Raw genomic sequence first — 24,633 nt, 5'->3', positions numbered from 1 at the left:
CCACGGAAGTGCTTAAGTTTTGACGCGCTCTCAATTGGGCGAACCGCGTTATTTTACGATTGCATCTAGAATATTCTCTGTTCCAAAGCGTACCACATCAGTACAGAGTAAACCAGTCTCGGCTTGAGCTTGTTCGATTGCCTGTCGTGCCGTGGCAAGATCGAGATGAAATGTGTTGAGCGCGATCGCGGCAACTGGAACATCGGCAAATGCTCCTGCTGCTTTAGCTACCATTTCGTATAGTTGTACTACATCTGTTAAAGCTGGAATCGGTACGTGAGGATGGTTGCGAATGTGAGTTTGTCCGGCGCGATGGACTAACACTAAATGCGTTGGTTGCGTTCCCCGAATCAGGGGTAAGGTTGCGGTCGAACCTGGATGCAGTAACGATCCCTGCCCTTCTACAAAGACAATATCGCGATCGCTGCCGTGTTGCACGACCATTTGTTCTACTGCCCCTGCGGCAAAGTCAACTCGAATTGCATCTAGGGGAATACCATCGCCAGCAATCATCAGCCCTGCTTGTCCGGTCGCGATAAACTTAGAACGCAAGCCCCGTTGTTGACAGGCACGATCCAGTTCCAAACAAGCAGACATTTTACCTACGCCCATATCCGTACCCACAGCCAGCACTCGCCGACAAGCTAGCGTTTGCGCTTGTCCGCTGGCGATGGGTAAGTTAGGCGGTTCTTGTCTGACATCCCAAATCCACTGTCCTGGGCGTAAGTTTTGAAATTCTGGGATTGTGGCTAAGGGTGTGTGCAAACCATTCGCAATTGATAAACCTGCAAATACAGCTTGCTTGACTTCCTGCTGCCACTCTGGCGGTAAAATGCCTCCAGAAGGAGCAATACCAATGGCTAATATGTCTGGATTGTAAGCTAATGCTTCCTCAACGGAACCGACAATCGGGATGTCGCGGTTGATGCCAGAGACTACAGGTAGAGACTCTCCGGCACATTGGCGATCGATAACGGCGATAATTTGAGCCTGACTGTAGCGCAACAGAGCAAGTCCGGTTTTACCTTGACTGCCTTTAATACCGTCGTGCAAGAGAATGGCTACCCTACTTTCAGCCTGCAACCGCACTGCGTTCTACCCCCAATCCTGGTTTGCAATTTGGCAACAACCGCCCCGATCGGATTATTGCACCTACAAAGGGTTCTGCGGTTAAATTCAAATGACTATCTAAATCGAGATAGTCGGCTAGGGGTGCAAGGTGGGCGGCGGCTGTATTTGAGAGGGAACTGTCAGAATAGCAACCAAACATGACCTGTAACCCTAATGCTTTTGCCACTTGTACCATCCGCATTGCTTCTGACAAACCACCAGCTTTCATCAGTTTGATATTGATTCCGCGCACGCAGTTGGATAACTGAGGAATATCGCGACTTGTCATACAGCTTTCATCGACAAAAATCGGTAGAGGCGATCGCTGTTTTAATTGGGGTAAGTGTTTCTCTTCTCCCCTTGCTAGCGGTTGTTCTACATATTTAACATCATAGTCGGCTAACCACCGACACATGGCGATCGCGTCATCTAAATTCCAGCCGCCGTTGGCATCGACAAATAGCTCTAAAGTCGGAACTTCATCGCGGATTGCTGCTAACATTTCCCGATCCGCCTCAATTCCGGCTGGATTGCCCAACTTGATTTTGAAAATCTTGACTTCGATAAATTGCAACCAGTCTCTTACCCTTGCTACGGCTGCTTCTGGGGTATTAATCCCAATTGTGACTGAAGTTGGCACGATGCGATCGCAGTCTAACCCCCACAACTGCCACAGGGGTAATCCCGCCTTTTTCCCAATCCAATCGTGCAGCGCCATATCGATTGCAGCTTGGGCAGAGGATGGCATTGTTTGGATGATGTCACCAATTCGCTGCCGTTCCCAAGGATTCATGCTTTGTAACTGCGGTGCAATTGTTTGTATTGCCTCCAACAGCGTTTCGGTAGATTGCGGACGATCTCCGAGAGAAAATGGCGATGCTTCCCCCCAGCCTTCAATTCCATCCTGTGCGACTTTCACCCACACATTTGTCGTTTGGGCTGTCGTTCCCCGACTAATTGTTAAGGGAAAGCGCTTGCGGACGGTGAAAAGTTCGGCGCTGACGTGCATATGGGCGATCGCGTATTGTAATTAAGTCGCACTCATGCAGTGTAGCGTTAAATCAGGGAGCAGTTAACAGTTAACAGTTATCAGTGACCAGTAAACACAATAATTTTTCATATCTTGAGTTAGAGGCGATAGAGGCGATCGCATAGTTCGTGGTAGGTAGCTAAAAAGTAAATTACAAAATTCGTAGGGGCGCACAGCTGTGCGCCCCTACATAGATTATGCGTTCTTACCAGATTGCGATCGCTAAGCCTTTGCCTTTTGTGTTGGTGGTAGCACGACTTTTTTAGCTAAACCTAAAGCTTGTAAAGCCTGAATTGCCCACCATGTCATATCAATTTCCCACCACCGCCGTCCGGCTGGTGCTACATTAGGCTGAGCGTGGTGGTTGTTGTGCCAACCTTCCCCATAAGTTAAAAGTGCTGCCCACCAAAGATTGCGAGAATTGTCCTCTACCTCAAAATGACGATAACCGTATAAATGAGTCGCCGAGTTGATCAGCCAAGTGCTGTGCCAGAGTAATACGGCGCGGAGAAAGACACCATAGATGACAAAAGACCAGCCGCCGAGAAGGTATAGCAACACCGCCAATGGAATTTGCAACAGTAAGAAGTAGCGATCCAACCAGCGATAATACGGGTCGCGATCGAGGTCGGGGGCAAACTTTCGGTAATTATCGTAGATATAGAACTCCGATCGCGGGTACAGAATCCACAGCATGTGACTCCACCAAAAACCCCGCTTAGAAGAGTAAGGATCTTTGTCCACGTCCTCTGTATGAGCGTGATGTTGTCGATGTCCCGCTACCCAAAAGACGGGTCCTCCCTGCATGGCAAGCGCCCCGATGAAGGCGATCGCATATTCCAGCCACTTCGGTGTTATTTGCAAACTGCGGTGACTTAAGAGCCTGTGATAGCCTAAACAAATCCCAATGCTGCCAAATAGCCAGTGAAGAAATATCGTCACTCCCAAAGCCGACCAAGAAAAACACCAGGGAGCGAGCATTGCTACAACATGAAACGTGCCGAAAAACACCACATTGATCCAGCTGAGAGCAAGCGGCTGTTTACCCTCTGCAACTGAGCCTATAGTCATAATCTCTACTTTCAGTACTCAGCACTTAACAAACCTTTTGTCAGGAAATGCAAGTGCTACTTACAACCCCAGCTTAACAACGCAAAAATATAATTGCAAGTACTGCTTGCACGATTTGATAAATTTCTATCTTATGGCTACTCAACTAACTTCCACTCGACAGCGATTGATTGATGCGGCTTTGCAGTTGTTCTCGATTCAGGGAATCACCGAGACGACAACGCGGCAGATTGCCGAACTAGCGCAGGTGAACGAAGTCACCCTGTTTCGGCATTTTGGCAACAAGCAAGGGTTGTTGCTAGCAGCAATCTCAGAATCAGCAGTATTTAAAGATTTTGGCGAATCTCTGCGCGAGAAAGCGAGTCAAACAAGCAGTTTGCATCAGGCACTCAAAGATTATGCTAGCGATCGCTTGCAGGCTTTAGAGCAAGTGCCAGAGTTGGTATTATCTGTGGTAGGTGAATCCAGGCGCTATTCCAGCGAACATCAGCAAGTGATTGGCGAATATTTAACTCAAGCCAATCAGTATGTAGCTGAGTATATCGCCACTGTCATCGAGCGGGAACAATTACAAACTAATTTACCAGTTTCCCAGCTAGCTAGCTTACTCAATAGTTTGCTATTAGGATATGCCGCGATTCAATTTACAACAGGATTCCAAGCACTTTGGCAGAGTAGAGACGAGTTTTTAGAAAGTTTGGTTGAGTTATTCTTAAACCAGGTTGAAGCTGAAAGTAGTGTAGAGAAAATTATAGATTTACCTGCAAATTTAGTGCATACAATCCTCCAAAAAGCTAAGAAAATTGAACTACAAGATTATGCATTAATGTATGTCTTATTTGCCACGGGTTTATCAGCGTTAGAAATTGCAAACTTAGAAAGAGTACATCAAATAATCGATCGCGATCGCTATTTATTGCAAATTACTCAAGGTTCCGTGCGACAAGTCCCCGTGAATCAATGGATTTTGGGAAAGCGATACGGTTCCTATACTCGCAACCCCTTGACTCAGTGGCTCAAAAGCCGTAAAGACAATGAAGCAGCATTATTTTTAAATGATGCTGGTTTACCACTATCAGAAATAGAAATTCAGCAGCGCTGGCAGATAATTACTCAAGGATTACTCACGCCAGAAGGACAAGCACCAGTTATCGTCCAAACTCAACAAACATGGTGCGTGGAAATGTTGATGAAAGGCATGACTTTAGAAAATTTAAGTATGCTGACAGGACAGAGTTTAAAACAACTGAAACCTTACATTCAAAGAGTCAAAGAAAAAATAGCTATAGAACAAGCCATTCAACGCGATCGCGATTCTCAATAAACAAAACTTTACTCCCACGCACATTACATCTTTAGCGTTCCTCTTCGCGCCTTTGCGTCTAACGCTACGCTAACGGCTTCGCCTTCGCTATCGCTAACGCCTACGGCTGATGCGTGACATAAATTCAGCCTTAAATTTTAAATCAACCAAAACTCCCCTACGAATTCACAAAAACCACGCGATCGTTCTGAATCTCCACCCCATATTCCTCCAACCGCCTATACCATCCATCCCGCGTTCCAATCTCGCGAGAATTCTTCAACAAACCCAACTCTTCCTCTTGTCGAGTCAAATTAGCAAACTGTTCGGACAAAGGATAACGTTCGCTGACAAAAGTTTCCTTACGGTGCAGAATTGGTGGATTAGCAGCGCGATCGTAATCGCGATAAAATACCTTCAAATCCGGCAAATGAATTTGCATACTTGTATGTAAAGTTGGATGAGGATTTGTATCGAAATCTGGATAAAATAAATAAGAAATCTTTGGCTTATCCGTACAAAATTTGACCAGCGTTGCATCTTCCAAACGTCCGATAGTCCGACTCGCACAGCCTTCATAAATCCGCAGCAGTGGATCTAATTCTTCAATTGCCGAGACGTGAACGTATAAAGCTGTTGGTAAACGCTTTCCTATCTTGCTTTGCTGGCAGATTTTAGTAATAACTCCAGGCTTACCCAAACTGAAAAGCTTACGATCTGCTACCTCACAAGCTTCTTGATAACTGCCAAAAAAAGCTTTGATATCGTGGCGCAGTGCGGGTGATAACTTATTAAAACTGGGACGCTGACTGAATTGAGTTAACGCAAGATATACCAGAATATCTAAAGAACGACGATAGGCGATCGCATCCCATTCTGCTTCATCCGTGGCTTGTAAGATAACATTATAGGCGCGGCGGAAATTACCAAACTCAGTTATTAATTCTGCTTCCTCTGCTAACTCACCCTTGACAGGTAATCGTCCCCTTTCCGTGACAAAAGCCATCAAAGGCGCGAGTTGTTCTTGATAATCTTCAAATCGCTTGCTAGGAATGCGTATTCTTGGTGTGGTAGCGCGAGAACGAAAGCGTAAAGCCTTGAAACTCTCACGTTCTTGTTCGTCACGAAAGACATAATAGATTCCTAATGCGACTGGAACTGCATCGACGTTCAGGACTTCATCAATATATTTTTTCAGTTCCTCTTGGTCGTAATATTTTTGAAATGTATTGCGACTCGTAACAATGCCATCACCATACGCCATTTGATTGCTGCTGCGATCGTTAATCAGGACTTGCGCTGAGACGAGTAAAACTTTGCGGGTGAGTTCCCAGGCGTAAATTAAGGCTTGGCGGCGTTCCTCCAAATCTTCAATCACGTTGAGAACGTAGCCTAAATTGACAATATCTGCGGCAATACGGGGAGCATTGGGACGGTAGTAAGGATCCCAACCGCTGCTAGTGTATCCTAAATTGGCAACGCGATCGATATCTCCCCCATGACCGCAACCGTAATCGAAAAACGTGGTATCGTTATTTAGGATTGCAGATTCTATTGCCGATCGCACGGGACGAGATATTTCTACACGATAAATAGCCGCCCGATGGCGTTCGATCTCTGGTAATGTTGCGAGGTAGTTAGACTCGACCATGAGGTTGTAGGGCAATGGCAGTTAAGTCTTCTATCTTCTTTATATTAGGATCTCCTGCCAGATAACCGATACCCCGGTGTAGGTGCAAGCGGAATTGAGTTGCCAGGGTTTCTTTATCTATACCCAGATTATCGTTATAACAGCGTTGTTTAAGCGCGATCGCTAGGACATCTGACATTTCTCCCCCAAATACACGCCACGTCATCTCTACGTTGCTATCTGTAGGAATTGGTACGGGTGAGGGGGTAGTTGGTTCGGCGAGAGAACGACAAAAAGCCCAACGACACAATATATTCCATTGGTCGATCTTGGTATTGCGTTTGAGTTTGATCAGTTGTTCTTTTGCTGTTTGGGACAGGCGGATGCGATCGATTGGTGACTCCATAGCAGTAGATGGTAATTGGTAATTGGTAATTGGTCGCCTGTAACCCTTAAGTTTTGACTTTTGACTTTTGACTTTTAACTTTTGACTTACCAGAAGTAGCCAGGTTCTATCGTTGTTTGTCGTTCTGTTGGATCGTATTTTAAAAGATATTCGCGGGCGATCGCTTCGTTTTGGCGTAGGGTGTGGACTTCTTTTTCCCCAATTTCGGTGTCGGTGGAAAGGAGGATGACTTGGTGACTGGCGGAGGGGAAGTAGCGTTCGACGAGATTTTGGCGGTGGGAGGAGTCTAAGCGTCCGAGGGGGGTATCTATGGCGATGGGTAAGCGTCGTCCAGAGACTCTGGCGAGTCCCCACAAAAATGCGATCGCTAGAAGTTGTTTTTCTCCGGCTGAGAGGCGATGTTTGGGGACTGGTTTCCCTTGTAAGTCGTAGAGGGAAAGGCTAAAGGTATTGGTAGCGATCGCAATTCGATGTACTAAATCTGATTTATGCAATAAATAGCGGAAGCATTCTGTTACTTCTACTTCTAATTTATTTAGTTTCCTTAAGGTTAAACGTTCGCGAAACAGTTTTAGGGTTTCTTGGACTTTTGATGCGGATGTAATAACGTGTTCGGTATTTTTGCGATCGATGGTTTGTTCGGTATATTCATTTAAGTCTTTTTTCGTTTGTGCGATCGCGGTTTCTAATTCTAGAATGCGGCGTTTGGCTGTTTCACAGTTTGCTTTTATATCTGTAACTCTATTTTGTGCTGTTTGTAGCGTTTCTACTAATTGCTGATAAGCTTCTGGCGAGGCTGCTGTTTGTAATTGTCTTTCGAGATCGACGATTTCTGCTGCTTGTTGTTCGAGTATCGTTTGCTGCTGTTGTGCGGAGTTTTTTGCAATTGGTAAAGCAGAGTTGAGTAAATTAGTGAGGTAATCTAGCGTTTCGCGATCGCTTTGCAACCAGGAAGATTCTTGTAGAGACGTTCCATGGAACGTCTCTACATCTTGTTCGAGCAATATTTTGATTTTATCTAATTGTTCCGCTGTAATATTTATGTTAGAAATTTGTGTTAATAAACGTTGGTTTCGTTCTAATAATATATCTTGTGCTACTTGCGATCGCGCTCGGTTTATTTCAGTTTCTGCTTGCGATCGCGCTTGTTCTAGGAGTGGTGTAATTAAAGCAAGAGGTAACACGTCAGATGCTAATTCTCTCATAGCTTGACGCGCTGTTTCTGCGGTTGCGTTTTTGGTTTGATGCTGTTGTTCTAATTGGCTGCGATCGGCTGCTATTTTACCACCTTCAGCGAGAAATTTGTTAAATGTTTCTTGCCGTTCTTTTTCTGCTAATGTTAAGTCGTCTTGCAAAGATATTAACTGTAAATTTTCTGCATTTTGTTTATCTTGCAATACCTTCAATTTTTCTTCTATTTCTTCTAAATTGACTACATCCTTTGCATCAGCTATTTCTTTGCGTTTGCGATTGACTAAAATTTCTAAATCTACCGCTAATCGTTCCGACAACTCCAATCCTAACAATCCGCGAATAGCCTCAACTACCACAAGTGGAGGTGTTTCTTGTTCTGCTAATTCTTTAATTTGTTCGCCATCGAATAGAAATAAATTAGAAATTCCTAGAGGTAGTAAGTTTTCAATATATTCGTCCCAGATGCTAACTAAACCACTATTTAGCCATTCATCATCATTCAAAATCCCCAAAACATCCTTGCCATCTTTAGGGTTTTTCTCCCAAGTTCTAACGATTCGATAAACTACAGGTTTGTCATTTTCAATATGTCCGAAAGCTAATTCAATTCGAGTTTTTTCAGTTGGTGACGTATGGCTGTTAACGCACTGAGTTAGAAAGTCACTATAGCTTAAACTACCTCTGGTAGAACATTGAGCGCGATGTCCATAAAGTGCGAGGCGAATCGCATCCATTAAAGTTGTTTTTCCACCCCCATTCATTCCACCTAAGAGGAGAATTGGGCGTGAGATATTCTCAGTTTCAGCTTCACTAAATGGACTTAAGTTGATGACTTGCGTGCCTTGATATGGACCGAAGTTTTGTAATACGAGTTCGAGTAAAATCATTTCTTAAACTTAAAATTCCCCCAACTCATCGGCTTATCGTCCTCTACATCCACTGCATCCCCTAAAGTTAGCTGCTTTACCTTATCGACATCGCCTTTACCAACAGCATCCTTTAAATCTCGCTTGAAATGAGCATTTTTAATTGCTTCATCTTGAGAGCGAGAACTACTTTTAAAACATTTCTCTAGCGCGTCGTAAATACCTACACGCCTTGCCATTTTGCGAAATTGACGTTCTGTATCGAGAAGCTTTGCCATTAATTCTAAATGCATGGCATCCCCGTCACAAATTTCTTCTAGCACGTTCCATTCATCGCTACCCAAAAGGCTATAATCTGCACCAGGACGAATATCAATGAAACTTTCGCCCGTCACTTCTGCATAAATACGAGGTAAGCTATCATCAAATTCGTGTTTCTCTTCCAGCCAAATTCTTCTAATTTCGCTTAATTCTTCAGTAGTAATTAGGGTGATATCACGCATATTTTCTGGTGCAGTACAGCGAACTTGGGTTTGTGCTTCTAGAACTCGTCTCAGCCAATGTTCTCGCCAATATTTAGTGTAGGGACCAGGTATGGGTTCAACTGAGAGTTCGCCATTGTGATTGCGTTCAAATAGTTGCACTTCACCCCAAATTCGGCGAAAATCTCTTTTATCGCGATCGTCTTGTACATCCAAGTCATTGCGGATATCTAATAGAGGCTGCATCCATTCTTTTTCTTCATCGTTTTGGATCATTGCCTCCATTGATTTATCTTTACTCACCATCGTACAAACCCAGCAGCCAAAGCGGGAATCGCCACAACTGGGAGTGGAGGTATCGACAACTAGGGGACATTCGTTATCTGCTGTCGCGCCTCGGTACAGATTGTATAATTCTTTGTTACTTCCTCCCCACGGATTCTCGCATTGATGTAGATATGTCCAAACGTCATTGTTACTCCAGTCTTCGATAGGCGTGTAAATTAGTGAATTAGGTAAACTAGCATTAGGGCTGAGGCGATCGCGCACTCTACCTATTTGATGCTTTTCCATTGTGGCAGCACGCTTAGAACTCTCAGCTTTACGAGTACCTAGAACAAGAATTGTTTCACCATGTTCTCTAACCATTTCGCGAATGAAGTGGTTAGCTGGATTAATTTTCAAGCGTGAGGTACACCAGCGAAACTGATTGCGCGGTGCTGGATATCCCTTACCAATTAAATTTACCCAGAATGTATCCTGAGTTATTGGGTGAAGCAGATGAGGTTCTATAGGTATACCGTACTCTTTTGCAGCTACATGAAGCCTTTGCAAGGATTTACGAACCCACGATGAAACAATGGGATTTTCTACTAGCGTATCTGTTGTAATGACATGAATAGTCTTACCTCGCTTTTCAGGTGGTAGGGAAGCGATCGCATTCCAGACGAGCTGTAATACTGCACTAGAATCTTTACCCCAAGATACGCCTATAATCCAAGGTATTTCATCTAGACAATATAGCTGCTGTATTTCAGCGATAAGAGCTGAAACATTATCTATGGCAGTGGTACGTACTTGCTTGCCCTTTTTTGCTGGCTGATTCGCTATTGTCATCCTCCCTACCTCTGGAAATACGGACGAGTATGGGTGCGATTATAAGTCACAGAACCACACAAACCAAATCTGCTACGCGAATTTCTAGTAGTTAACTATAGTATTGTAAGGTCTAGAGGTTTTTAAAAACTATCATTTAAAAGTTTTTAAAAACTTGACAATAGAGCCAAGTTCTTTTAAGAAATTAACCTATGCACTGATGCAAGGGTGAAAAAAACGGCAATGAAAGATAGTGTAGCAAAGATTACGGGCGAATAGAATTCGCGTCTACACAGGCAAAGTCCGCGAAGGCGGACTCTAGAATCACCGTCGTTAGGTGCAAAGTATGGGGAAACGAGAAACTCAGGAACAACAAACTCTGACAACCCTGCTGGATAAGTTTTTGCAGCAGCAGGATCGAATACTGGTGCAGAAGACAGAAATGGGCGGGACTGAGGCTTATGTAGGTTCTGTGACGCTGGAGTGGTTTGCCAGTCGGGTACATTTTGCCTCTGCTTTACCCCTACTGCGACAAAAATATAATCCTGAAACTGACAATATCGAGATTGACGCAGACACTATCGATGAAATTCAGCAGCGTCCTCTGGATTGGTCGCGACAACTCCCGTTAACACAGTATTTAGCCACGCGGAAGCATCATAAGTTCCCACCTGTATTGGTGGTGATTAGCCAACCTTGGGTAGATAATCCCAAAGCTGCTGAGTGGGATAGCCACGGTAAAGCGATCGCATCGACTACAGATTTTATCACGCTAGATCGAGAAGGCAAGGTTGGTCTACTAAATGTTGCTGAGGCGGATGTCACCATATACGCCCTGGATGGACAACATCGGCTGATGGGGGCGCAGGGGCTAATGGAGTTGCTGAAAACTGGTCAACTCCCACGCTATCGCAAAGATAAATCTCCTGATGGCACTTCCATCAAGCTAGCCGATTTAGTAGAACAATCTCATAGTCAAGACGCGAATAATCTCGTCTCTAACAATTTGCAGGACATCCCTCAAGAAAAAATTGGTATCGAGTTCATCTGTGCTGTTGCAGCTGGGGAAACCCGCGAAGCAGCAAGGCGACGGGTAAGGTCTATTTTTGTCCATGTCAATTTGATGGCTGCACCCCTAACGAAAGGTCAGTTAGCCCAGTTGAATGAAGATGATGGCTTTTCGATTGTGGCAAGAAAAATTGCTGTAAGTCATCCATTATTGGAACAGCGATTGAACCGGAAGCCGCGTATTAATTGGAATAGTGCGACAATTGCCAGTAAGTCAACGGTTCTGACGACGCTGCAAGCCCTCAAAGATATGTCAGAACGCTATTTAGGGCAGAAGTTTCCGCATTGGAAACCGTGGGAAAAAGGATTAATTCCCATGCGCCCAGAGAAGAAGGAACTTGAGGCAGGAATTTCTGATTTTTGGCAGTTATTCGATTGTTTGGCAACTCTTCCCAGTTACAAATTATTGGAGGATGAAGATACACCTAGCCTGCGGCGATTCAATTTTGAAAAGGATGGGGGTGAGGGAAATATGCTGTTCCGTCCTGTAGGTCAAGTAGCTTTAGCGCAAGCTTTGGGAATTTTGGTTTTCAAGAAAGGATTTAAGTTAAAAGAGATTTTTAAGAAGTTGCGAAAGTTTGACTTGGAAGGCGGATTCAGCAGCATGGAGTATCCGCAGTCTCTTTGGTATGGTGTTTTATATGACCCAAATAAGAAGCGAGTGCAAGTTGCTGGGAAAGATTTGGCAGCGAAATTACTAGTTTATATTTTGGGTGGAATTGAGGATCGAATGGAACGGGCAGAACTGCGAAAAGCTTTAGCTGATACAAGAACTATCGAAAAACAAACTATTGGCTTTGATGGCAGGTATGTAGAACCTGTTCAAGTGGGACTTCCAGCTATTCTGTAGTTGCTAAAAATTTGTCAAGCTTAAAAATTTTTCTAGCCTTGTTGAAAGCTGTGAAGCCACAGGTGGGAACACTAAATTTACAATGAAGCATCCTTATCATACACAAGGAGTCTACTTGGTGGCTTGGCTACACGGAAATGACGCTGTACAGGTGCTAAGCGATAGTGTCACACTTTACAACTTATCTCAGATGCGAGGAATTAACGCTGTTCTGAGTCGGATTCCTAAAAGTTTTAGCGGAGTTTACGCTTGGTATCGAGGTTTTGAAATTAATTCTGCTGCTCAAGAAAATCCTGAGATATTCGTTTCGTTTATTCTTAGCGAACTCTATAAAGATCACTGTGCTCCTAGAGCAGCGAGACTCCCACCATCACATAAAGTACTGCTTCAAGCTGAGACTTCACTATCGAAAGAAAAAGAATCTATTTTGAGGAGGCTAGCTATTAATCAATCTTTTCGTGAACTTGTTCTTATGCTTTTGGACAATGCTCTTTTATTTCAGCAGCCACTCTATATAGGTAAGGCAACTAATCTATATGTCAGAATTCACAATCATCTTCGAGAAGGTAGTCTTCTACGGGAGCGCCTTAGAATTGCGGGGCATAGTATTGATCGGTGTAGGCTTATAACTGTTGCTACTTCAAATGATTTATTAAGTTTGAAGAGAGAAAACGTTAATATCGAAGATGAGTATGATACTGATATATCTGATGAATCGGATAGTGAATTTGCTGAAGTAGATATAGAGAACTTACTTGAAGATCTTCTTTCCAGACTGTTTATTCCATCTTTTACACTTAGATATGGATGATGACTATGCTTATGTTTTCGGAAGATAAAGGCAAAGTAAAATTTAATAAGCCTCTATACGGCATGACTGGAAAATATACGCTAGCTGAAGGAATATCACTACCATATTTTTCGTCATTACTGGATATTGATCGAGCTATTAATGAGCTTAGAATTGCCGAACAAGTTCCAGCATCATTAGAAGCAAAGTGGTCACTTAAAGAACTTTTTCAGCGAGAAATTGATGAAAAGCGTGTACGTCAAGATATTGTCAAAGGTTATCTCTTAGACCCCAAAAAACTAAAGTTTTTCAATGCTATTACTATCGTATTAATGCCAAAAGGAGCAGACGATAAGATTTTAGATAGCTTCGAGAATGATAGCACTATTCCGCCTCCCACTATTCCTTGGGAAGGTAATGATGTTGAGGATGGACAATGGAATCATCCAAATGCTCGTATTGCTAACTTTGGGGGTGTTCAATTCATTTCTATTGGACTTTCTGCTCGGCTCCGATGGGATGAAAACCGTGTTCTCGCTGTGGCTGTAGATGGGCAGCATCGACTCTCTGCACTCCGAACCTTTCGTGAAGACCAAGAATTTGGGCGCAGTGGCTCTCTACGCACCCATGAACAAGAAACTAAAATTCCAGTTCTCTTTGTTTTACTCCATCCTGATGCTGGATTTCTAAATGTTAGTGTTCAGGCTAATTATTCTATTAGGAGAATTTCTCGTGAACTATTTACCGACTTAAATAAAAATGCCAAGACTGTCGATAAAGCTAGGGAACTCATACTTGATGATAAAAGTATTAATGCTCAATGTGTAAGAACATTACTGACTGAAAGTACAACTGAAGATATTCCAGGATTGTTACCACTTTCTTTAGTACGTTGGCAGGATGACTTTAACAGATTTGATACTTCTTACTACTTAAATTCCTTAGTGCATCTCAATTTATTAGTTTCAGAAATTTTAGAACTGAAAGATAAAGAGTTACGCGATCCTATGGATAAAAAGCAGGTCATGGGATTTATTAAAAGCATTAATGATGCTCTTGGTATCAATGGACAAGAAGTAAAAGACGGAGAACGTCCGCTCACTAGATATTACTTAGAAGACTGTTGTGAAGATGAAGAAGATCCACATACACCTTTTTCTCGCCTTCCAGAACATTATCTTGATTCAGCAGTTGAAGGTTTTATAGTAAATTTCCGCCCTTGGTTACTGCGCCTATTACTTGATTTTAAGCCATACCAGGAACTTCTAGCATATGCTCGCCAGTATAACCTTATCGAAGGTAACTTTGGCAAATTTCAAGCCCAGACTAGTAAACACAAGAACGCAATTTTACAGCAAGAAAATACTAAAGATAGTGAGTGGAATAAGCGAGAAATACTGATACCACAATCTGCAATTAATAGCATGAAAGAAAACCAATGGGCTTTCAAAGCTATATTCCAAAAAGCTATGATTCGTTTAGGTAGAATAATAGGGTTTGAAGTTAGGAGTGAAAACAAAAATCTTGGTAATATTGACGATTTCCTAAATTTTCTTAATGGACTTTATGACAAAGGTATTCTGAGAGTGGATGCAAGCTTACCAGATCACTCTTATCGCTTATGGACATTCATAGCTCTAAATCCTGGTAATGAAAAAATTAAAGTTAATAGAGCAGTAGAAGACAGGATTTTTTCTTTGCTACGCTTGTGGTATTTTGGGACACGTAAGATTCAGATAGACACTGCTGCTGGTGAACAAATTTTATCTAATAGAAAACTTTTACAATTCTTTGCTGCTGATAAAAATAGAGTTCATTGGCCTGGCTGTCCTGAAGCTTATGAAACCCTACGCAAAGGTTTTGACGTAGCGACACTTTACCGTAAAGATAGTAATGAAATAACAATCGAAGAGAAAAAAGAGCTTGTGCGTGTTCGATTTTCTGCCGTACTTGCTGCTGGGCTTCCTGTTTTATCTCAACTACAGCGCGGAGCTTTACATGAGCAATCCTCTGAATATTATAATCAAGACAATGAATCTTGAAATTAAAAAATTCCAACTTAAATCAAGAGAGGAATTTACCTAGATCGAATTCTTCTACTTCTTTTACTAGCTGAAAACGCTCAGAGCTGAGTAGTAGGAGTATTCGCTCTGAATAATCTACTGCTCCACGCAGCTCATGCTGTACGACTTCTAGTCCACCATTAGCATATTCTTCAAAAATATGAATACGCTGCTCATCAGCTATCTCATGCTCATCAAAAATATTAAGAGCTTTAGTCTCAGTAAAAGCTAATAAATTGATAACTACAGTAAAGTTGCTCGAAAAATAATCTTGTCGTAAGGGAGATAAATCTTTAGCGACATCCTTTAAAGGAACTCTTTTCTTATGCTTTGCTCCCAAAGCTGCTGCAAACATCATGACTTCTACATATGTTTGGAAAGGTGCGGTTTTTTCGTTTGACTCTACTAAAGCTTTTACTAACTCAACCTTATCTTTAGCAATTTTTATTCTATTCGCAGCCATAAATTTAACTACCTGTTCCTAAGCTATCCTAACTCAATAATTTCTCTGTGTCTTGATAATTCTTCAGAAAAATCGATCGCACCCCCAATTACAAAAACATCTGACTTACCTCCACCTCAATTTCAGGAAAAGCTAACAGTGACAATTTAGCATTTCCATCTAAAATTATCTCCTGTTGATAAGTCTCCTCGCCTGGTTCTCGCAGAACGTAGATCTGTCGCGCATTCACATCTACAATCCAATATTCAGCAATTCTGGCTTGAGCGTAAATGCGTGCTTTTGAAGTACGATCGCTATTTAAAGTTCTATCTGCTACTTCTATTAATAAGAAAATATCATCTGCTGTAGGATGACCGTCAATATATTCGCGAGATTTAATGCGGACAACAGCAATATCGGGTTCTGGTTCGGAATTTGGATATAAGGTAATAGGTAATTGCATTCGCAAGAAAGCTATACCTACTAATAAGTGGTTTAGATAGTTAAATGTTCGCTGTGTAGTAGCAGCATGAGGGGGTTGTTGCGGACTCATTTGAATGATTTGCCCTTCTAGCAATTCGACTCGATCTTCTGTTGTCAGTATGTCCGCTTCGATCATGCGATGATATTCATCTACAGTCCACAAACGCAATTCTGTTGTTGTCATAACTTTATCCTCAACCTTGAGAATGAGATGCGATCGCATTTAATTTTGACTAAAACTCTGCAATAGCCAACGGTTAATCTCGCCGTCATCTTGAGTTAGACTACGTTGTAATGCTTCTTTCACTAAAGCTATTTCTAATCCAGGTAATACCCTAGACTCTTGAATGTCTCCACTACTTCCTTGAAAAATTTCAAATGCAATAATATCTCCAGCATTCACGTCAACTACCCAATATTCTCTGACTCCTGCGGGTTTGTAAATTAATCGTTTGCGTCCTATATCATCATTGAAAGAAGTCGCACTTAATTCTATGACTAGAGTAGGTGGTGGAAATTCGTCTAAATTAATCGGTGAGTTGGAACGCGGTGGAAATCTAAATTCTGCACCAATGTAAAAATCTAAATCCGGTTGAAATTCTCTAATACCTGCTCTCCAAAAACTACAATTAATTAGACTTTTGATTCTACTATTTTTAACAGTGGCATACAAACTCACTACATTATGAGCAATGCTATTATCCTGGCTGTGGCTAGAACCAATTGGTGGTATTTCAATCCTCATGTAACCGCGATCGTAATAAAAATTAGCTTTCTCATACTCTGGGTTATCGGCTATTGCCATAAATTCTTCCCAGGTAGCTTTCACCCAAGTATCTGCCACAAAATTCTGTGTAGGAGACGAACTAGCCATTGTCCTCTACCTCTACTGCTACGGTATATTCAAACTCGTTCGGACTCTGCCTAACTAAAGGATAACGCCTGCTACCAATACTAATAGAATCCTCTTCACAGTCAGGTTTAGAAGAATAATAAGTCAGCACATATTGCTTCCCAATTCTGCTTGACATTTCTGCTTCTACTTCCCCTCGCCATTGAGTTTTTGTCACCAAAACAATCAATTGATTTGCTAATTTAGGAATCACTTTGGCAATTTGACGGCGATAAATTTCATCCAAACTACCAAAGGGGGAATCCATCACGATTGGAAAAGTACTGGTATCGGGAACCATTAGCATTTTCTTCTCGCTCCATTCCCGCACTCTGTCAATAATACTGCCGATAAAAGAAAGGCTGAGAATTTGATTTTCTCCCGTAGACGCAGCGACAGGCATTTCTATACCAATTGTATTTTCTACTAATGTTAGTTCATAGCGATCGCTAATTTTAGGAATATAAGGAGTAAAAGAAATCTCTCGAAATATTTCTTGAACTCGTTTTTCTAACTGTAAGCGAAACTGTTGTTCTTGTCGCGATCGCACTTCAGCTAAACGCTCGATCGCATCCTGAGTAGCAGCAATTCGTCTTTGAGCTAATATTTGTCTTTCTTCATTGTATTTTTGTTTGATAATTTGCTTAGCTAAATTCTCAGCTTCGGCTTGAAAATTAACGATCTGCTGTTGATTTGCTCCCTGTTCTAGGATTATTTCTCTGATTTTTACTTCAATCGCATCTACACGTTTTTGCAAACTCCGAATTTCTTCACTTGGATCTTTACGCAATCGTTCCTGAATAGAATCTAATTCAGTTTCTATCTGTGAAATTGTCTGTCTTAATTGCTGAATTCTAGCTTGCTCTCTATCTACTTCTTCCCAGAAGATAGGTGCTTGTTTATCAATTTCATCTACTTGTGCGCTCATGCGAATAGCTGTCTCTTCTACAGTAGAGGAACCTGCTCTTTCTAACCAGTTTTTCACACTTTCGCAAGCGAAATCTCCTGCATGTAAATCTGCACCGCAAATACAACGTTGGGAACTCAGTAAATCGCTAATAAATTCCCGCGAAATTCCTGCCTTCAATTCTCCTCGCTGTTTTAATTCCGTAACTATAGATCGAAATTGATTTGTGGTTTCTGATAAAAGTACTGTATATCCTTTCGTAGAAATAGCTTTTTTTAAAAGTTCTCGGCTTTGTTTAAGACTATCTTGATTCGTCTTTTTCAGTTGCTCTAACTCCTGCCGTCTTTCTTGTAATTCCTTTGCCGCACTAAGTTCCCGTAGATAATGGCTCGTTTCTTTCTTCAGCGTATCTTGATACTCTAATTCTTGCTCGATTTCTATTTGCCTACGCTTGATTCGCTCTATTTCTTTCTCGGCTTTACTCTGCTGCCTAAGTAGTTTTTGTGTCTCGCCGTCCCCAATTGCTTTTAACTCATTATCTAGAGTTTTCTTTGCTTCTCCTAAATGCCGAATTGCGCGATTTAAGACTTCAACTCCCAGAAGCATTTTAGTAGCTTCAGCAATTTCTGTTTTTTTATCAGAACGAACAATTTGCTCGATGCGTTCGCCATCAAAAAAGAAATACTGATGTAAACTACTGGGAAGAATTTGATGAATAATTTCCTCTGGATGTTCTGGTGGAATATACCAACGTCCATCATCTCCAGACACATACATAAATAATTCGCTTTTACCTGCATCTATATCTAATTCATTTTTATAAACTCGACAATTGCGCTTAGTGCGGTAACGTTTTCCTTCATGCTCCCAACTGACTTCTACCCAACATTCTACTGCTGCACCTAATTGTACTTCGGCGATCGCGCGTTTATTTACTAATTGCTCGACAGAAGCAAAAGCTGCACTAAATCTCTCGTACAATACCCACGTAAAGGCATTTAATAAACTCGTTTTTCCCGCACCATTGTTTCCATGAATAATTGTAGTGTTTTGTTCGCTTCCAGTCGCTAAGATTATTTCTGGTGTTTTCCCATAAAAAGAGCGAAAATTACATAATTGGATAGAAGTGAGCTTCATTACTGCACCTCTTCTTTGATAATCTTCACAATATCGTCATTAATATGACCTTGGCTTTTTCGGTCTAGTCTATTTTTCTCTAGTTGACAGACTCGCTCGATAATTTGCCTAATCTCTGGCGCAGCAGTTACTATCGGCTCCTGCACGTCACTCATATTTGATTCTGTTATCATGCTAGTACAAATGAATACTATGCAATATTTTATACATGCGTACTACCGTTTGGCTACTGATAAGTAAGTCAAAAGTCAAAAGCTAAAAGTCAAATAAAGTAAGCCTCGTAGCTGCTCCAGCTTGGGCTGCTGCGCAAATACAATCTTGATGTAAAACAAGCGTTAAGAAACTTATGGAGCGTAACTGCACTACCCTTGTCTGCGTTTAACTAAATCTCTTTGCAAGGGTGTAATACTGCCAGAAAAATTTAAGCTGGAAAAATCTTGTATTTTTACTTTTTTGATGATACTATTGCTTTAACCAAAAGGGTTTTCTTAATAATCGAAGCGTAAGCGTTTCAAAAAAATAAATAATATTTCTATTCTAAATAATAGATATCACGATCGCAGATTGAAAGTCAATCCACCATAGCCAAATAAATTGATTTTTGCGATCGCAAGTAAAGAATAATTAAAATTTACTTTTGTTTTTGCTGGGGAACTGCGGGAGCAGGGGTGGGTTGAGGATTAGCCAAGTTGTTAATTTGCTCTTTTTCTGAGGGACTAGGTGCAAGGGCAGCAGCTTGCTCGAACAAGGGCTTAGCTTGCTCTGGCTTACCCTGTTCTTTAAGTAGTAGTGCCTTGCCTAAAATAGGACGATAATCTTTCTGGTCGATTTGCATCGCCCGGTCAAAAGCGGCATTGGCGCGATCGCTATTTTTCTGGGCAGCATAAACTTGACCCAATACCAAGTGATATAAACCTTCATTGGGGTTGAGAGCAATCAGTTTTTCTAAAGGTGCGATCGCACCCTGAAAGTCTCTCTGGCGGACGCGAACTTCTACTAATCCCTTCAGTGCTGCTTGGTTATCTGGCTCCTGTTTTAGAACGAGTTCGTACTCTTGTGCCTGATTCACCAGTGGAGATGAAGATTGCGTTCGCGCTGTCTGGCTAGCAGTGGGCGTAGCTTCCTGCGCTGGCTGACTATCTTTGACTATGCCTTCTAACAGGGGTAACATCGAAGCCCCAATAAAGAAAACGGCTCCTAGCGCCAAGACAAGATTGATGAACCAACGACTGCGGGATGGCTGTGACACGATATCGCTTTGAACTCTACTTCCATATCTTAAAAGCTAACATTCAGAATGCTAATTGCTCGTTGCCGAGCGAAAGGGGGTTAATTTACCTAGTTGCCTGCACGAGTGCAGATTTTGTAAAATAGCGATTTTCCGATCTAGGGTAACATCACAACCAATTGGGGTTGTAGTGATATGTTATGCTGCGCTCACGCTTAGTTTACTTCTTGCCAATGAGCTACGCTTGCCGACAGCATACAAAACGTAACTTAAATTATCCGCCGCTCGAATTTGCGGGCAGCAGGATAAAAATAGTCCCAAATGGGATTTGTCTCCGCCGCTAAGGAGTTTTTATGAATTCCGACCTGATTCCGTCTTCCCAAGTTTCCGATTCCGATTCTCAACAGCCTCCAACCGAGACTGTAGCAGAGGAAAACCAAGCAAACCGCCAGCAGCCAATTCCACCCCCAAGCGAACCAATGCAGTATCGTGCCATTGGTCTAGTACGCGGTCGCTATCAAGCCAGCTCCGAACAATTCACGCAAGGAACATTACTGGCGCATGATGGTACTCAACTGCAAGCCGTACTGCTAGGGCGAATTATTAGCTTAGTCAGAAAGCACATAGATTTAGAGGCAGAACACCTGTGGGTGGTTTACCCGCGCACGGGACAAAAAGATAATCAATTGCACCTTCAAATTGTCGGAGTTTGGGAACCAGAAACCCTAGCAAAGCAACCAACCCCAGAAGAAACTCCCACCAGCGAAGCAGCACCCTCAGAAGCGGATTCTGCACCGATCGACAACGCCGAAGATGGTTATTTTTCTGTACGCGGTGAAGTCGTTTTTCAGTCTGCGGGGGATAGTCGGCTGGTCGTGAAAATCAAGCAAGCGCCACGCAAAGAATCAGATCGACCCAAGTTTTTTAAAGTCAATCTTCAGGGCGTGCTGAAAACAAAAGCTGTAGGTCAGTTTTGGGAGTTTCACGTTCTCAGACAAGCTGACGATCTCGTCGTACAAGAAGGTACATCGATCGCTACTTTGCCTAAACCCTTCCGAAAACCGATGAAAAAACCCTTCGGCGCGCGATCGGGAGGAGGATATAACAAAGGTGGAGGTAGAGGTAAATTCGAGACCCCACGTCCCGTCCGTAAGACTGATAGCTCTACACCCATGCCTCAAAAACCCATTCCCAAAGCCCCCATTCCCAAACCGACCAAACGTCCAAAACCACCGCAAGAGTAAATAGTAGTTGGTGACTGGTGATTAGCAAAGAGGAAAAAACACCAGTCACCAGCCACCTCGCTAAAACGCCACTAACGACTCATCGACCAACGACAACTCACTGAATTCCGAATTATCATAGAAACAGTGAAGCTATCTGGATTGAGTCAAAATTTTCTGGGAAAGGCATAGGTGAGATGAAAACAGTGGTTGACAACAAGCTAGTGCAGACTTATCACCAAGAAGATATTCAACAAATTCTCCAAATAGCGATCGCTCGTCAAGCCTATGAAGGAGAGTTTTCTCGCCAACAATTATTAGAAATTGCTGCTGAATTAGAAATTTCCCCAGAATGTCTGCAATTAGCAGAACAAGAGTGGTTGAATCAGCAATCTGATAGTCAAGAACGGCAGAAATTTAATCTGGATAGACGGAAAAAGCTGCAAAAAAGATTTGGTAACTATGGTTTAGTTAATATCTTTTTTATCCTTTTAGATCTGGTCAGTGGCGGTGGTCTGTCTTGGTCGCTCTATATCTTATTATCTTTAAGTTTTCTTTTAGGTCTTGATGTATGGAATAAATCACAGATTCAAGGCGAGGAGTATGAAAAAGCCTTCCAGAATTGGAAACGCAGGCATCAAATCAAGCGTTCGATTAACTCTTTGCTAGATAGACTGCTTAAAGCTTAGTTTCTCAATTATATTTTCACCTGTAGTATTTATTAGCGATCGCCTGTGCCTATTCTCGCTTTCAGAGGCACGTTTAGAGTGCGAGTGCTGGTTTGTGGCTATATAATTAAAAAAAGTTTATCTAGCGTAAGATAGACAAATAATCAGAGTTACAAGATTAAATTTTCTAACTTAAGTAGAGTTGATTTTATTTTGAGTATCTCTTTAGAAATACTCTAATTTTTGCTTGTTACCACTATTGATATATAGTTGCTCTTAATCCAACAAAAATTAAAGTTTTTTGGTAAAAATAGACGTAACGACAAATTTTTATCATTTTTCTGAGCTAAAACTACAAAATGCAGAAATCAAACATAACTTCTGAGAATTAATTTTTCTAACCTAAGTCTAACCTAAGGTAGATATGCGAGCTTTAGGACTAACTATACAAAGCGCAAGTTTACCAGTAAAAGACGATTAGAATTCTGCTGGGAGTGCCAAATCTGGTGCAGAAATTCGTGTAATAGACTCCAAAAAAAGCAAATTGTATGTGAGGATGACAAAAATGAATGTTAAATTTTTCCATTCGACTGCCATTGTGTTTAGTTTTGCAACTGTTGTAGCAGTTGCAAGCGAACTGCCAGCATCAGCGCAAACTGCAAACCCTAAAATTTCTACTTCTGCTGCTGCTTTGAAGGATAGATTGAGAGTTAACACGATCGCACAAGCCGATCCAACGTATCCCAGCACTCAACCATCTACTCCCACTACAGATCCAACGTATCCCAGCACTCAACCATCTACTCCCACTACAGATCCAACGTATCCCAGCACTCAACCATCTACTCCCACTACAGATCCAACGACTCCTACTACAGAACCAACTACCCCAACAGAACCACCAGCAACTAATCCAGATCCAATTGAACCAGGATCGTCTACCCGTGGTGGTTCTAGCTACGTAGGCGTGGGAGCGAATATTGGGATAGACGGTAGTACAGCTTTAGGTGACACTAACTTCACCGTCATCAGTAAAATCGGATTAACCAATGCTGTCTCTGCACGTCCGTCAGTCATCATTGGGGACAATACAACCATCTTGATTCCTGTGACCTACGACTTTAACTTGCAACCTACAGGAATCGATACAGGTTCGGAAGCTGGTTCGATTTTTGCACCCTATGTCGGCGGTGGTTTGGGTATTTCTACGGGAGATGATAGCGATGTAGGACCAATGTTAACTGCTGGTGTAGATGTACCAATAGGTGAGCAATTTACAGCTAACGTAGGTGCGAACGTAGGCTTTTTAGATGATACAGAAGTAGGTATTCAAATTGGTGTTGGCTATAACTTTGCTGGCTTTTAATCAGTGGCTAGTAACTAGTGGTTGGTGGCTAGAAAAAAGTCCAGCCACTAGCCATTCACAAGCAACCAGTTATCGCAATAGCTATAGCGCCTGGAGAATTGTCTTCTACAGGCGCTATGCTGGTTAAGTTATAGAGTTTCAACTAGTTATCTTCTGTATATAACCATAGAATAATCTTTAAATTTAGGTTTTAGGTAAAGCCAACGTAAATATCTACCTAACTTATGTGAAAAAAGTGTTAAAGGCTCGAGGTATAAGACAACTCCTGACTTGGTACGATCGCGATCGCAGACCGCTACCGTGGCGACAGCAGGTCAATATTTATCATACTTGGATCTGCGAGGTTATGAGCCAACAGACGACTCTAGCCGTTGTCTTACCTAAATTTGCTCAATTTGTTCAACAACTGCCTACGGTAGACGATTTAGCCAACTGCGATGAAGAGACACTACACCGACTCTGGGCTGGATTGGGATATTACGCACGAGCGAGAAACTTGAAAAAAGGTGCAGAGTTCATCGTCAACCGCCTCAACGGTCGTTTTCCCCAATCTTATCGCGAATGGTTGCAAATTCCAGGTTGTGGCGATTATACTGCTGCCGCGATCGCTAGTATTTGCTTGAACGAAAAAGTTCCTTGTATTGATGGTAACGTCATCCGGGTGGTGAGTCGCTTGCTAGCCTTACAAGATGTGTGGAATACAGCAGGGCGATCGCGCATTCAAGATTATCTCACGCAAGTCATTCCTAGCGATCGTCCTGGTGACTTTAATCAAGCGATGATGGAGTTGGGTGCAACAATCTGCCGAAAAACGAAACCCCGTTGCGATATTTGTCCTTTACAAATGCAATGTTTGGCTTACGCTCACAATTGTATTGAAATTTGTCCTCCTAAAAAACCCCGCCGCGTTTTAGTAGATACGGAATTATTCGTGCTAATTTTTTGGCATCGACAAACCGATACTTTGGCAATTGGAGAAAGAACAGATGGTTTTTTAGCCAAAACGATTGGCTTTCCTTTGACGCTCGCTCATCAATTATCAAAGCTCGATCGTTGGCAACCGCTTCAACTACCAGGAAAATTTACCCATGCGATCGCTCATCATCGTATTACTGGAAGGATTTGCGTTATTCAATTAAATAGTAATGACATTGATATCTCCATGGGGCAGCATTTAGCTTTATCGAAAACACTACACTGGATGAATCGTCTAGACCTGAGTGCAAAACTCTCAACCGCACTCGATCGAAAAGCTTTTCAGTTATTTCAAAATTACACTTATTCTGATTCAATTTGCGAACAACTCGCACTAAATTTATAGCATGAAAT

General features: G+C 42.1%; 21 protein-coding genes. 8 read left to right on the top strand and 13 right to left on the bottom strand.

Annotation, left to right across the window (positions count from 1 at the left end):
- Positions 1-48 precede the first annotated feature (48 nt).
- The 3 genes from CHRO_RS13190 to CHRO_RS13180 all read right to left on the bottom strand — a co-directional run bounded on the left by CHRO_RS13190 (position 49) and on the right by CHRO_RS13180 (position 3,211).
- Positions 49-1,089 carry an N-acetyltransferase DgcN family protein gene (locus CHRO_RS13190; RefSeq protein WP_015154706.1) on the bottom strand — a complete coding sequence of 347 codons (1,041 nt, stop codon included), beginning with the start codon at positions 1,087-1,089 and terminating at the stop codon, positions 49-51.
- Positions 1,073-2,119, bottom strand: a complete 1,047-nt coding sequence (locus tag CHRO_RS13185) for a dipeptide epimerase (protein ID WP_015154705.1) — start codon at positions 2,117-2,119, stop codon at positions 1,073-1,075. Before CHRO_RS13185 ends, CHRO_RS13190 begins: the two co-directional genes overlap by 17 nt.
- Before the next feature lie 243 nt (positions 2,120-2,362).
- Positions 2,363-3,211 carry an acyl-CoA desaturase gene (locus CHRO_RS13180; protein ID WP_015154704.1) on the bottom strand — a complete coding sequence of 283 codons (849 nt, stop codon included), beginning with the start codon at positions 3,209-3,211 and terminating at the stop codon, positions 2,363-2,365.
- A gap of 133 nt (positions 3,212-3,344) precedes the next feature.
- On the opposite strand from CHRO_RS13180, the gene CHRO_RS13175 reads away from it, so the two are divergent.
- Entirely contained in the window at positions 3,345-4,535 is a 1,191-nt protein-coding gene (locus CHRO_RS13175; RefSeq protein WP_015154703.1) for a TetR family transcriptional regulator, read from the top strand.
- 157 nt (positions 4,536-4,692) lie between these two features.
- On the opposite strand, the gene CHRO_RS13170 is transcribed toward CHRO_RS13175, so the two are convergent.
- The 4 genes from CHRO_RS13170 to dndC all read right to left on the bottom strand — a co-directional run bounded on the left by CHRO_RS13170 (position 4,693) and on the right by dndC (position 10,208).
- Positions 4,693-6,165: a DNA phosphorothioation-associated putative methyltransferase gene (locus tag CHRO_RS13170; protein ID WP_015154702.1), complete on the bottom strand. Its 1,473-nt coding sequence runs from the start codon at positions 6,163-6,165 to the stop codon at positions 4,693-4,695.
- Positions 6,152-6,550, bottom strand: a complete 399-nt coding sequence (gene dndE / locus CHRO_RS13165; protein WP_015154701.1) for a DNA sulfur modification protein DndE — start codon at positions 6,548-6,550, stop codon at positions 6,152-6,154. Before dndE ends, CHRO_RS13170 begins: the two co-directional genes overlap by 14 nt.
- Before the next feature lie 86 nt (positions 6,551-6,636).
- Positions 6,637-8,631, bottom strand: coding sequence for a DNA sulfur modification protein DndD (gene dndD, locus CHRO_RS13160; protein WP_015154700.1), 1,995 nt, complete (start codon positions 8,629-8,631; stop codon positions 6,637-6,639).
- On the bottom strand, positions 8,628-10,208 hold the full coding sequence (gene dndC, locus CHRO_RS13155) for a DNA phosphorothioation system sulfurtransferase DndC (RefSeq protein WP_015154699.1): 1,581 nt from the start codon (positions 10,206-10,208) through the stop codon (positions 8,628-8,630). The genes dndD and dndC overlap by 4 nt, the downstream gene beginning before the upstream one ends.
- A gap of 325 nt (positions 10,209-10,533) precedes the next feature.
- On the opposite strand from dndC, the gene CHRO_RS13150 reads away from it, so the two are divergent.
- From CHRO_RS13150 to CHRO_RS13140, 3 genes are all read left to right on the top strand, one after another.
- Positions 10,534-12,105 carry a DGQHR domain-containing protein gene (locus tag CHRO_RS13150; protein WP_015154698.1) on the top strand — a complete coding sequence of 524 codons (1,572 nt, stop codon included), beginning with the start codon at positions 10,534-10,536 and terminating at the stop codon, positions 12,103-12,105.
- Positions 12,106-12,187: 82 nt separating this feature from the next.
- The gene (locus CHRO_RS13145) at positions 12,188-12,916 is read left to right on the top strand and encodes a GIY-YIG nuclease family protein (RefSeq protein WP_015154697.1); all 729 of its coding nucleotides are present in this window, start codon (positions 12,188-12,190) and stop codon (positions 12,914-12,916) included.
- Positions 12,917-12,927: 11 nt separating this feature from the next.
- Positions 12,928-14,937 (top strand): DNA sulfur modification protein DndB, encoded by a 2,010-nt coding sequence (locus tag CHRO_RS13140; protein ID WP_219336150.1) that lies wholly within the window; start codon positions 12,928-12,930, stop codon positions 14,935-14,937.
- A 22-nt stretch (positions 14,938-14,959) separates the two neighbouring features.
- Here the strand turns inward: CHRO_RS13140 and CHRO_RS13135 are convergent, their stop codons facing one another.
- From CHRO_RS13135 to CHRO_RS13115, 6 genes are all read right to left on the bottom strand, one after another.
- Positions 14,960-15,421: a DNA phosphorothioation-associated protein 4 gene (locus CHRO_RS13135; protein ID WP_015154695.1), complete on the bottom strand. Its 462-nt coding sequence runs from the start codon at positions 15,419-15,421 to the stop codon at positions 14,960-14,962.
- Between the two features lie 88 nt (positions 15,422-15,509).
- Positions 15,510-16,067, bottom strand: a complete 558-nt coding sequence (locus tag CHRO_RS13130; RefSeq protein ID WP_015154694.1) for a Uma2 family endonuclease — start codon at positions 16,065-16,067, stop codon at positions 15,510-15,512.
- A gap of 39 nt (positions 16,068-16,106) precedes the next feature.
- A complete protein-coding gene (locus CHRO_RS13125) occupies positions 16,107-16,757 on the bottom strand; it encodes a Uma2 family endonuclease (protein ID WP_015154693.1) in 651 nt (216 codons plus the stop codon).
- Complete coding sequence (locus CHRO_RS13120; RefSeq protein ID WP_015154692.1) at positions 16,750-18,819, bottom strand: AAA family ATPase; 2,070 nt, start codon at positions 18,817-18,819, stop codon at positions 16,750-16,752. The genes CHRO_RS13125 and CHRO_RS13120 overlap by 8 nt, the downstream gene beginning before the upstream one ends.
- Complete coding sequence (locus tag CHRO_RS32175) at positions 18,819-18,974, bottom strand: hypothetical protein (RefSeq protein WP_181245259.1); 156 nt, start codon at positions 18,972-18,974, stop codon at positions 18,819-18,821. The genes CHRO_RS13120 and CHRO_RS32175 overlap by 1 nt, the downstream gene beginning before the upstream one ends.
- Positions 18,975-19,450: 476 nt before the next feature.
- On the bottom strand, positions 19,451-20,068 hold the full coding sequence (locus CHRO_RS13115) for a tetratricopeptide repeat protein (RefSeq protein WP_041462466.1): 618 nt from the start codon (positions 20,066-20,068) through the stop codon (positions 19,451-19,453).
- Positions 20,069-20,400: 332 nt separating this feature from the next.
- Here CHRO_RS13115 and CHRO_RS13110 point away from each other — a divergent pair, with 332 nt between their 5' ends.
- The 4 genes from CHRO_RS13110 (at position 20,401) to CHRO_RS13095 (ending at position 24,625) form a co-directional block, all read left to right on the top strand.
- Positions 20,401-21,291 (top strand): hypothetical protein, encoded by an 891-nt coding sequence (locus CHRO_RS13110; protein WP_015154689.1) that lies wholly within the window; start codon positions 20,401-20,403, stop codon positions 21,289-21,291.
- A gap of 176 nt (positions 21,292-21,467) precedes the next feature.
- Positions 21,468-21,959, top strand: a complete 492-nt coding sequence (locus CHRO_RS13105; protein ID WP_015154688.1) for a 2TM domain-containing protein — start codon at positions 21,468-21,470, stop codon at positions 21,957-21,959.
- Between the two features lie 544 nt (positions 21,960-22,503).
- Positions 22,504-23,304, top strand: coding sequence for a hypothetical protein (locus tag CHRO_RS13100; protein WP_015154687.1), 801 nt, complete (start codon positions 22,504-22,506; stop codon positions 23,302-23,304).
- Positions 23,305-23,539: 235 nt separating this feature from the next.
- Positions 23,540-24,625, top strand: a complete 1,086-nt coding sequence (locus CHRO_RS13095; RefSeq protein WP_219336148.1) for an A/G-specific adenine glycosylase — start codon at positions 23,540-23,542, stop codon at positions 24,623-24,625.
- The last annotated feature ends 8 nt before the right edge of the window (positions 24,626-24,633 follow it).

The organism is Chroococcidiopsis thermalis PCC 7203, from assembly GCF_000317125.1.
GTDB lineage: Bacteria > Cyanobacteriota > Cyanobacteriia > Cyanobacteriales > Chroococcidiopsidaceae > Chroococcidiopsis > Chroococcidiopsis thermalis.
Note: the sequence above shows the minus strand (reverse complement) of the source record. Positions and strands in the feature narration are given on the sequence as shown.

Excerpts from the sequence above, each read along its gene's own strand:
- CHRO_RS13175 (WP_015154703.1), top strand. The coding sequence starts at position 3,345 with ATGGCTACTCAACTAACTTCCACTCGACAGCGATTGATTGATGCGGCT.
- CHRO_RS13100 (WP_015154687.1), top strand. The coding sequence starts at position 22,504 with ATGAATGTTAAATTTTTCCATTCGACTGCCATTGTGTTTAGTTTTGCA.
- CHRO_RS13185 (WP_015154705.1), bottom strand. The coding sequence starts at position 2,119 with ATGCACGTCAGCGCCGAACTTTTCACCGTCCGCAAGCGCTTTCCCTTA.
- CHRO_RS32175 (WP_181245259.1), bottom strand. The coding sequence starts at position 18,974 with ATGAGTGACGTGCAGGAGCCGATAGTAACTGCTGCGCCAGAGATTAGG.
- CHRO_RS13180 (WP_015154704.1), bottom strand. The coding sequence starts at position 3,211 with ATGACTATAGGCTCAGTTGCAGAGGGTAAACAGCCGCTTGCTCTCAGC.
- dndC (WP_015154699.1), bottom strand. The coding sequence starts at position 10,208 with ATGACAATAGCGAATCAGCCAGCAAAAAAGGGCAAGCAAGTACGTACC.
- CHRO_RS13130 (WP_015154694.1), bottom strand. The coding sequence starts at position 16,067 with ATGACAACAACAGAATTGCGTTTGTGGACTGTAGATGAATATCATCGC.
- dndE (WP_015154701.1), bottom strand. The coding sequence starts at position 6,550 with ATGGAGTCACCAATCGATCGCATCCGCCTGTCCCAAACAGCAAAAGAA.
- CHRO_RS13125 (WP_015154693.1), bottom strand. The coding sequence starts at position 16,757 with ATGGCTAGTTCGTCTCCTACACAGAATTTTGTGGCAGATACTTGGGTG.
- CHRO_RS13135 (WP_015154695.1), bottom strand. The coding sequence starts at position 15,421 with ATGGCTGCGAATAGAATAAAAATTGCTAAAGATAAGGTTGAGTTAGTA.
- CHRO_RS13140 (WP_219336150.1), top strand. The coding sequence starts at position 12,928 with ATGTTTTCGGAAGATAAAGGCAAAGTAAAATTTAATAAGCCTCTATAC.
- CHRO_RS13120 (WP_015154692.1), bottom strand. The coding sequence starts at position 18,819 with ATGAAGCTCACTTCTATCCAATTATGTAATTTTCGCTCTTTTTATGGG.
- dndD (WP_015154700.1), bottom strand. The coding sequence starts at position 8,631 with ATGATTTTACTCGAACTCGTATTACAAAACTTCGGTCCATATCAAGGC.
- CHRO_RS13110 (WP_015154689.1), top strand. The coding sequence starts at position 20,401 with ATGAATTCCGACCTGATTCCGTCTTCCCAAGTTTCCGATTCCGATTCT.
- CHRO_RS13145 (WP_015154697.1), top strand. The coding sequence starts at position 12,188 with ATGAAGCATCCTTATCATACACAAGGAGTCTACTTGGTGGCTTGGCTA.
- CHRO_RS13170 (WP_015154702.1), bottom strand. The coding sequence starts at position 6,165 with ATGGTCGAGTCTAACTACCTCGCAACATTACCAGAGATCGAACGCCAT.
- CHRO_RS13105 (WP_015154688.1), top strand. The coding sequence starts at position 21,468 with ATGAAAACAGTGGTTGACAACAAGCTAGTGCAGACTTATCACCAAGAA.
- CHRO_RS13150 (WP_015154698.1), top strand. The coding sequence starts at position 10,534 with ATGGGGAAACGAGAAACTCAGGAACAACAAACTCTGACAACCCTGCTG.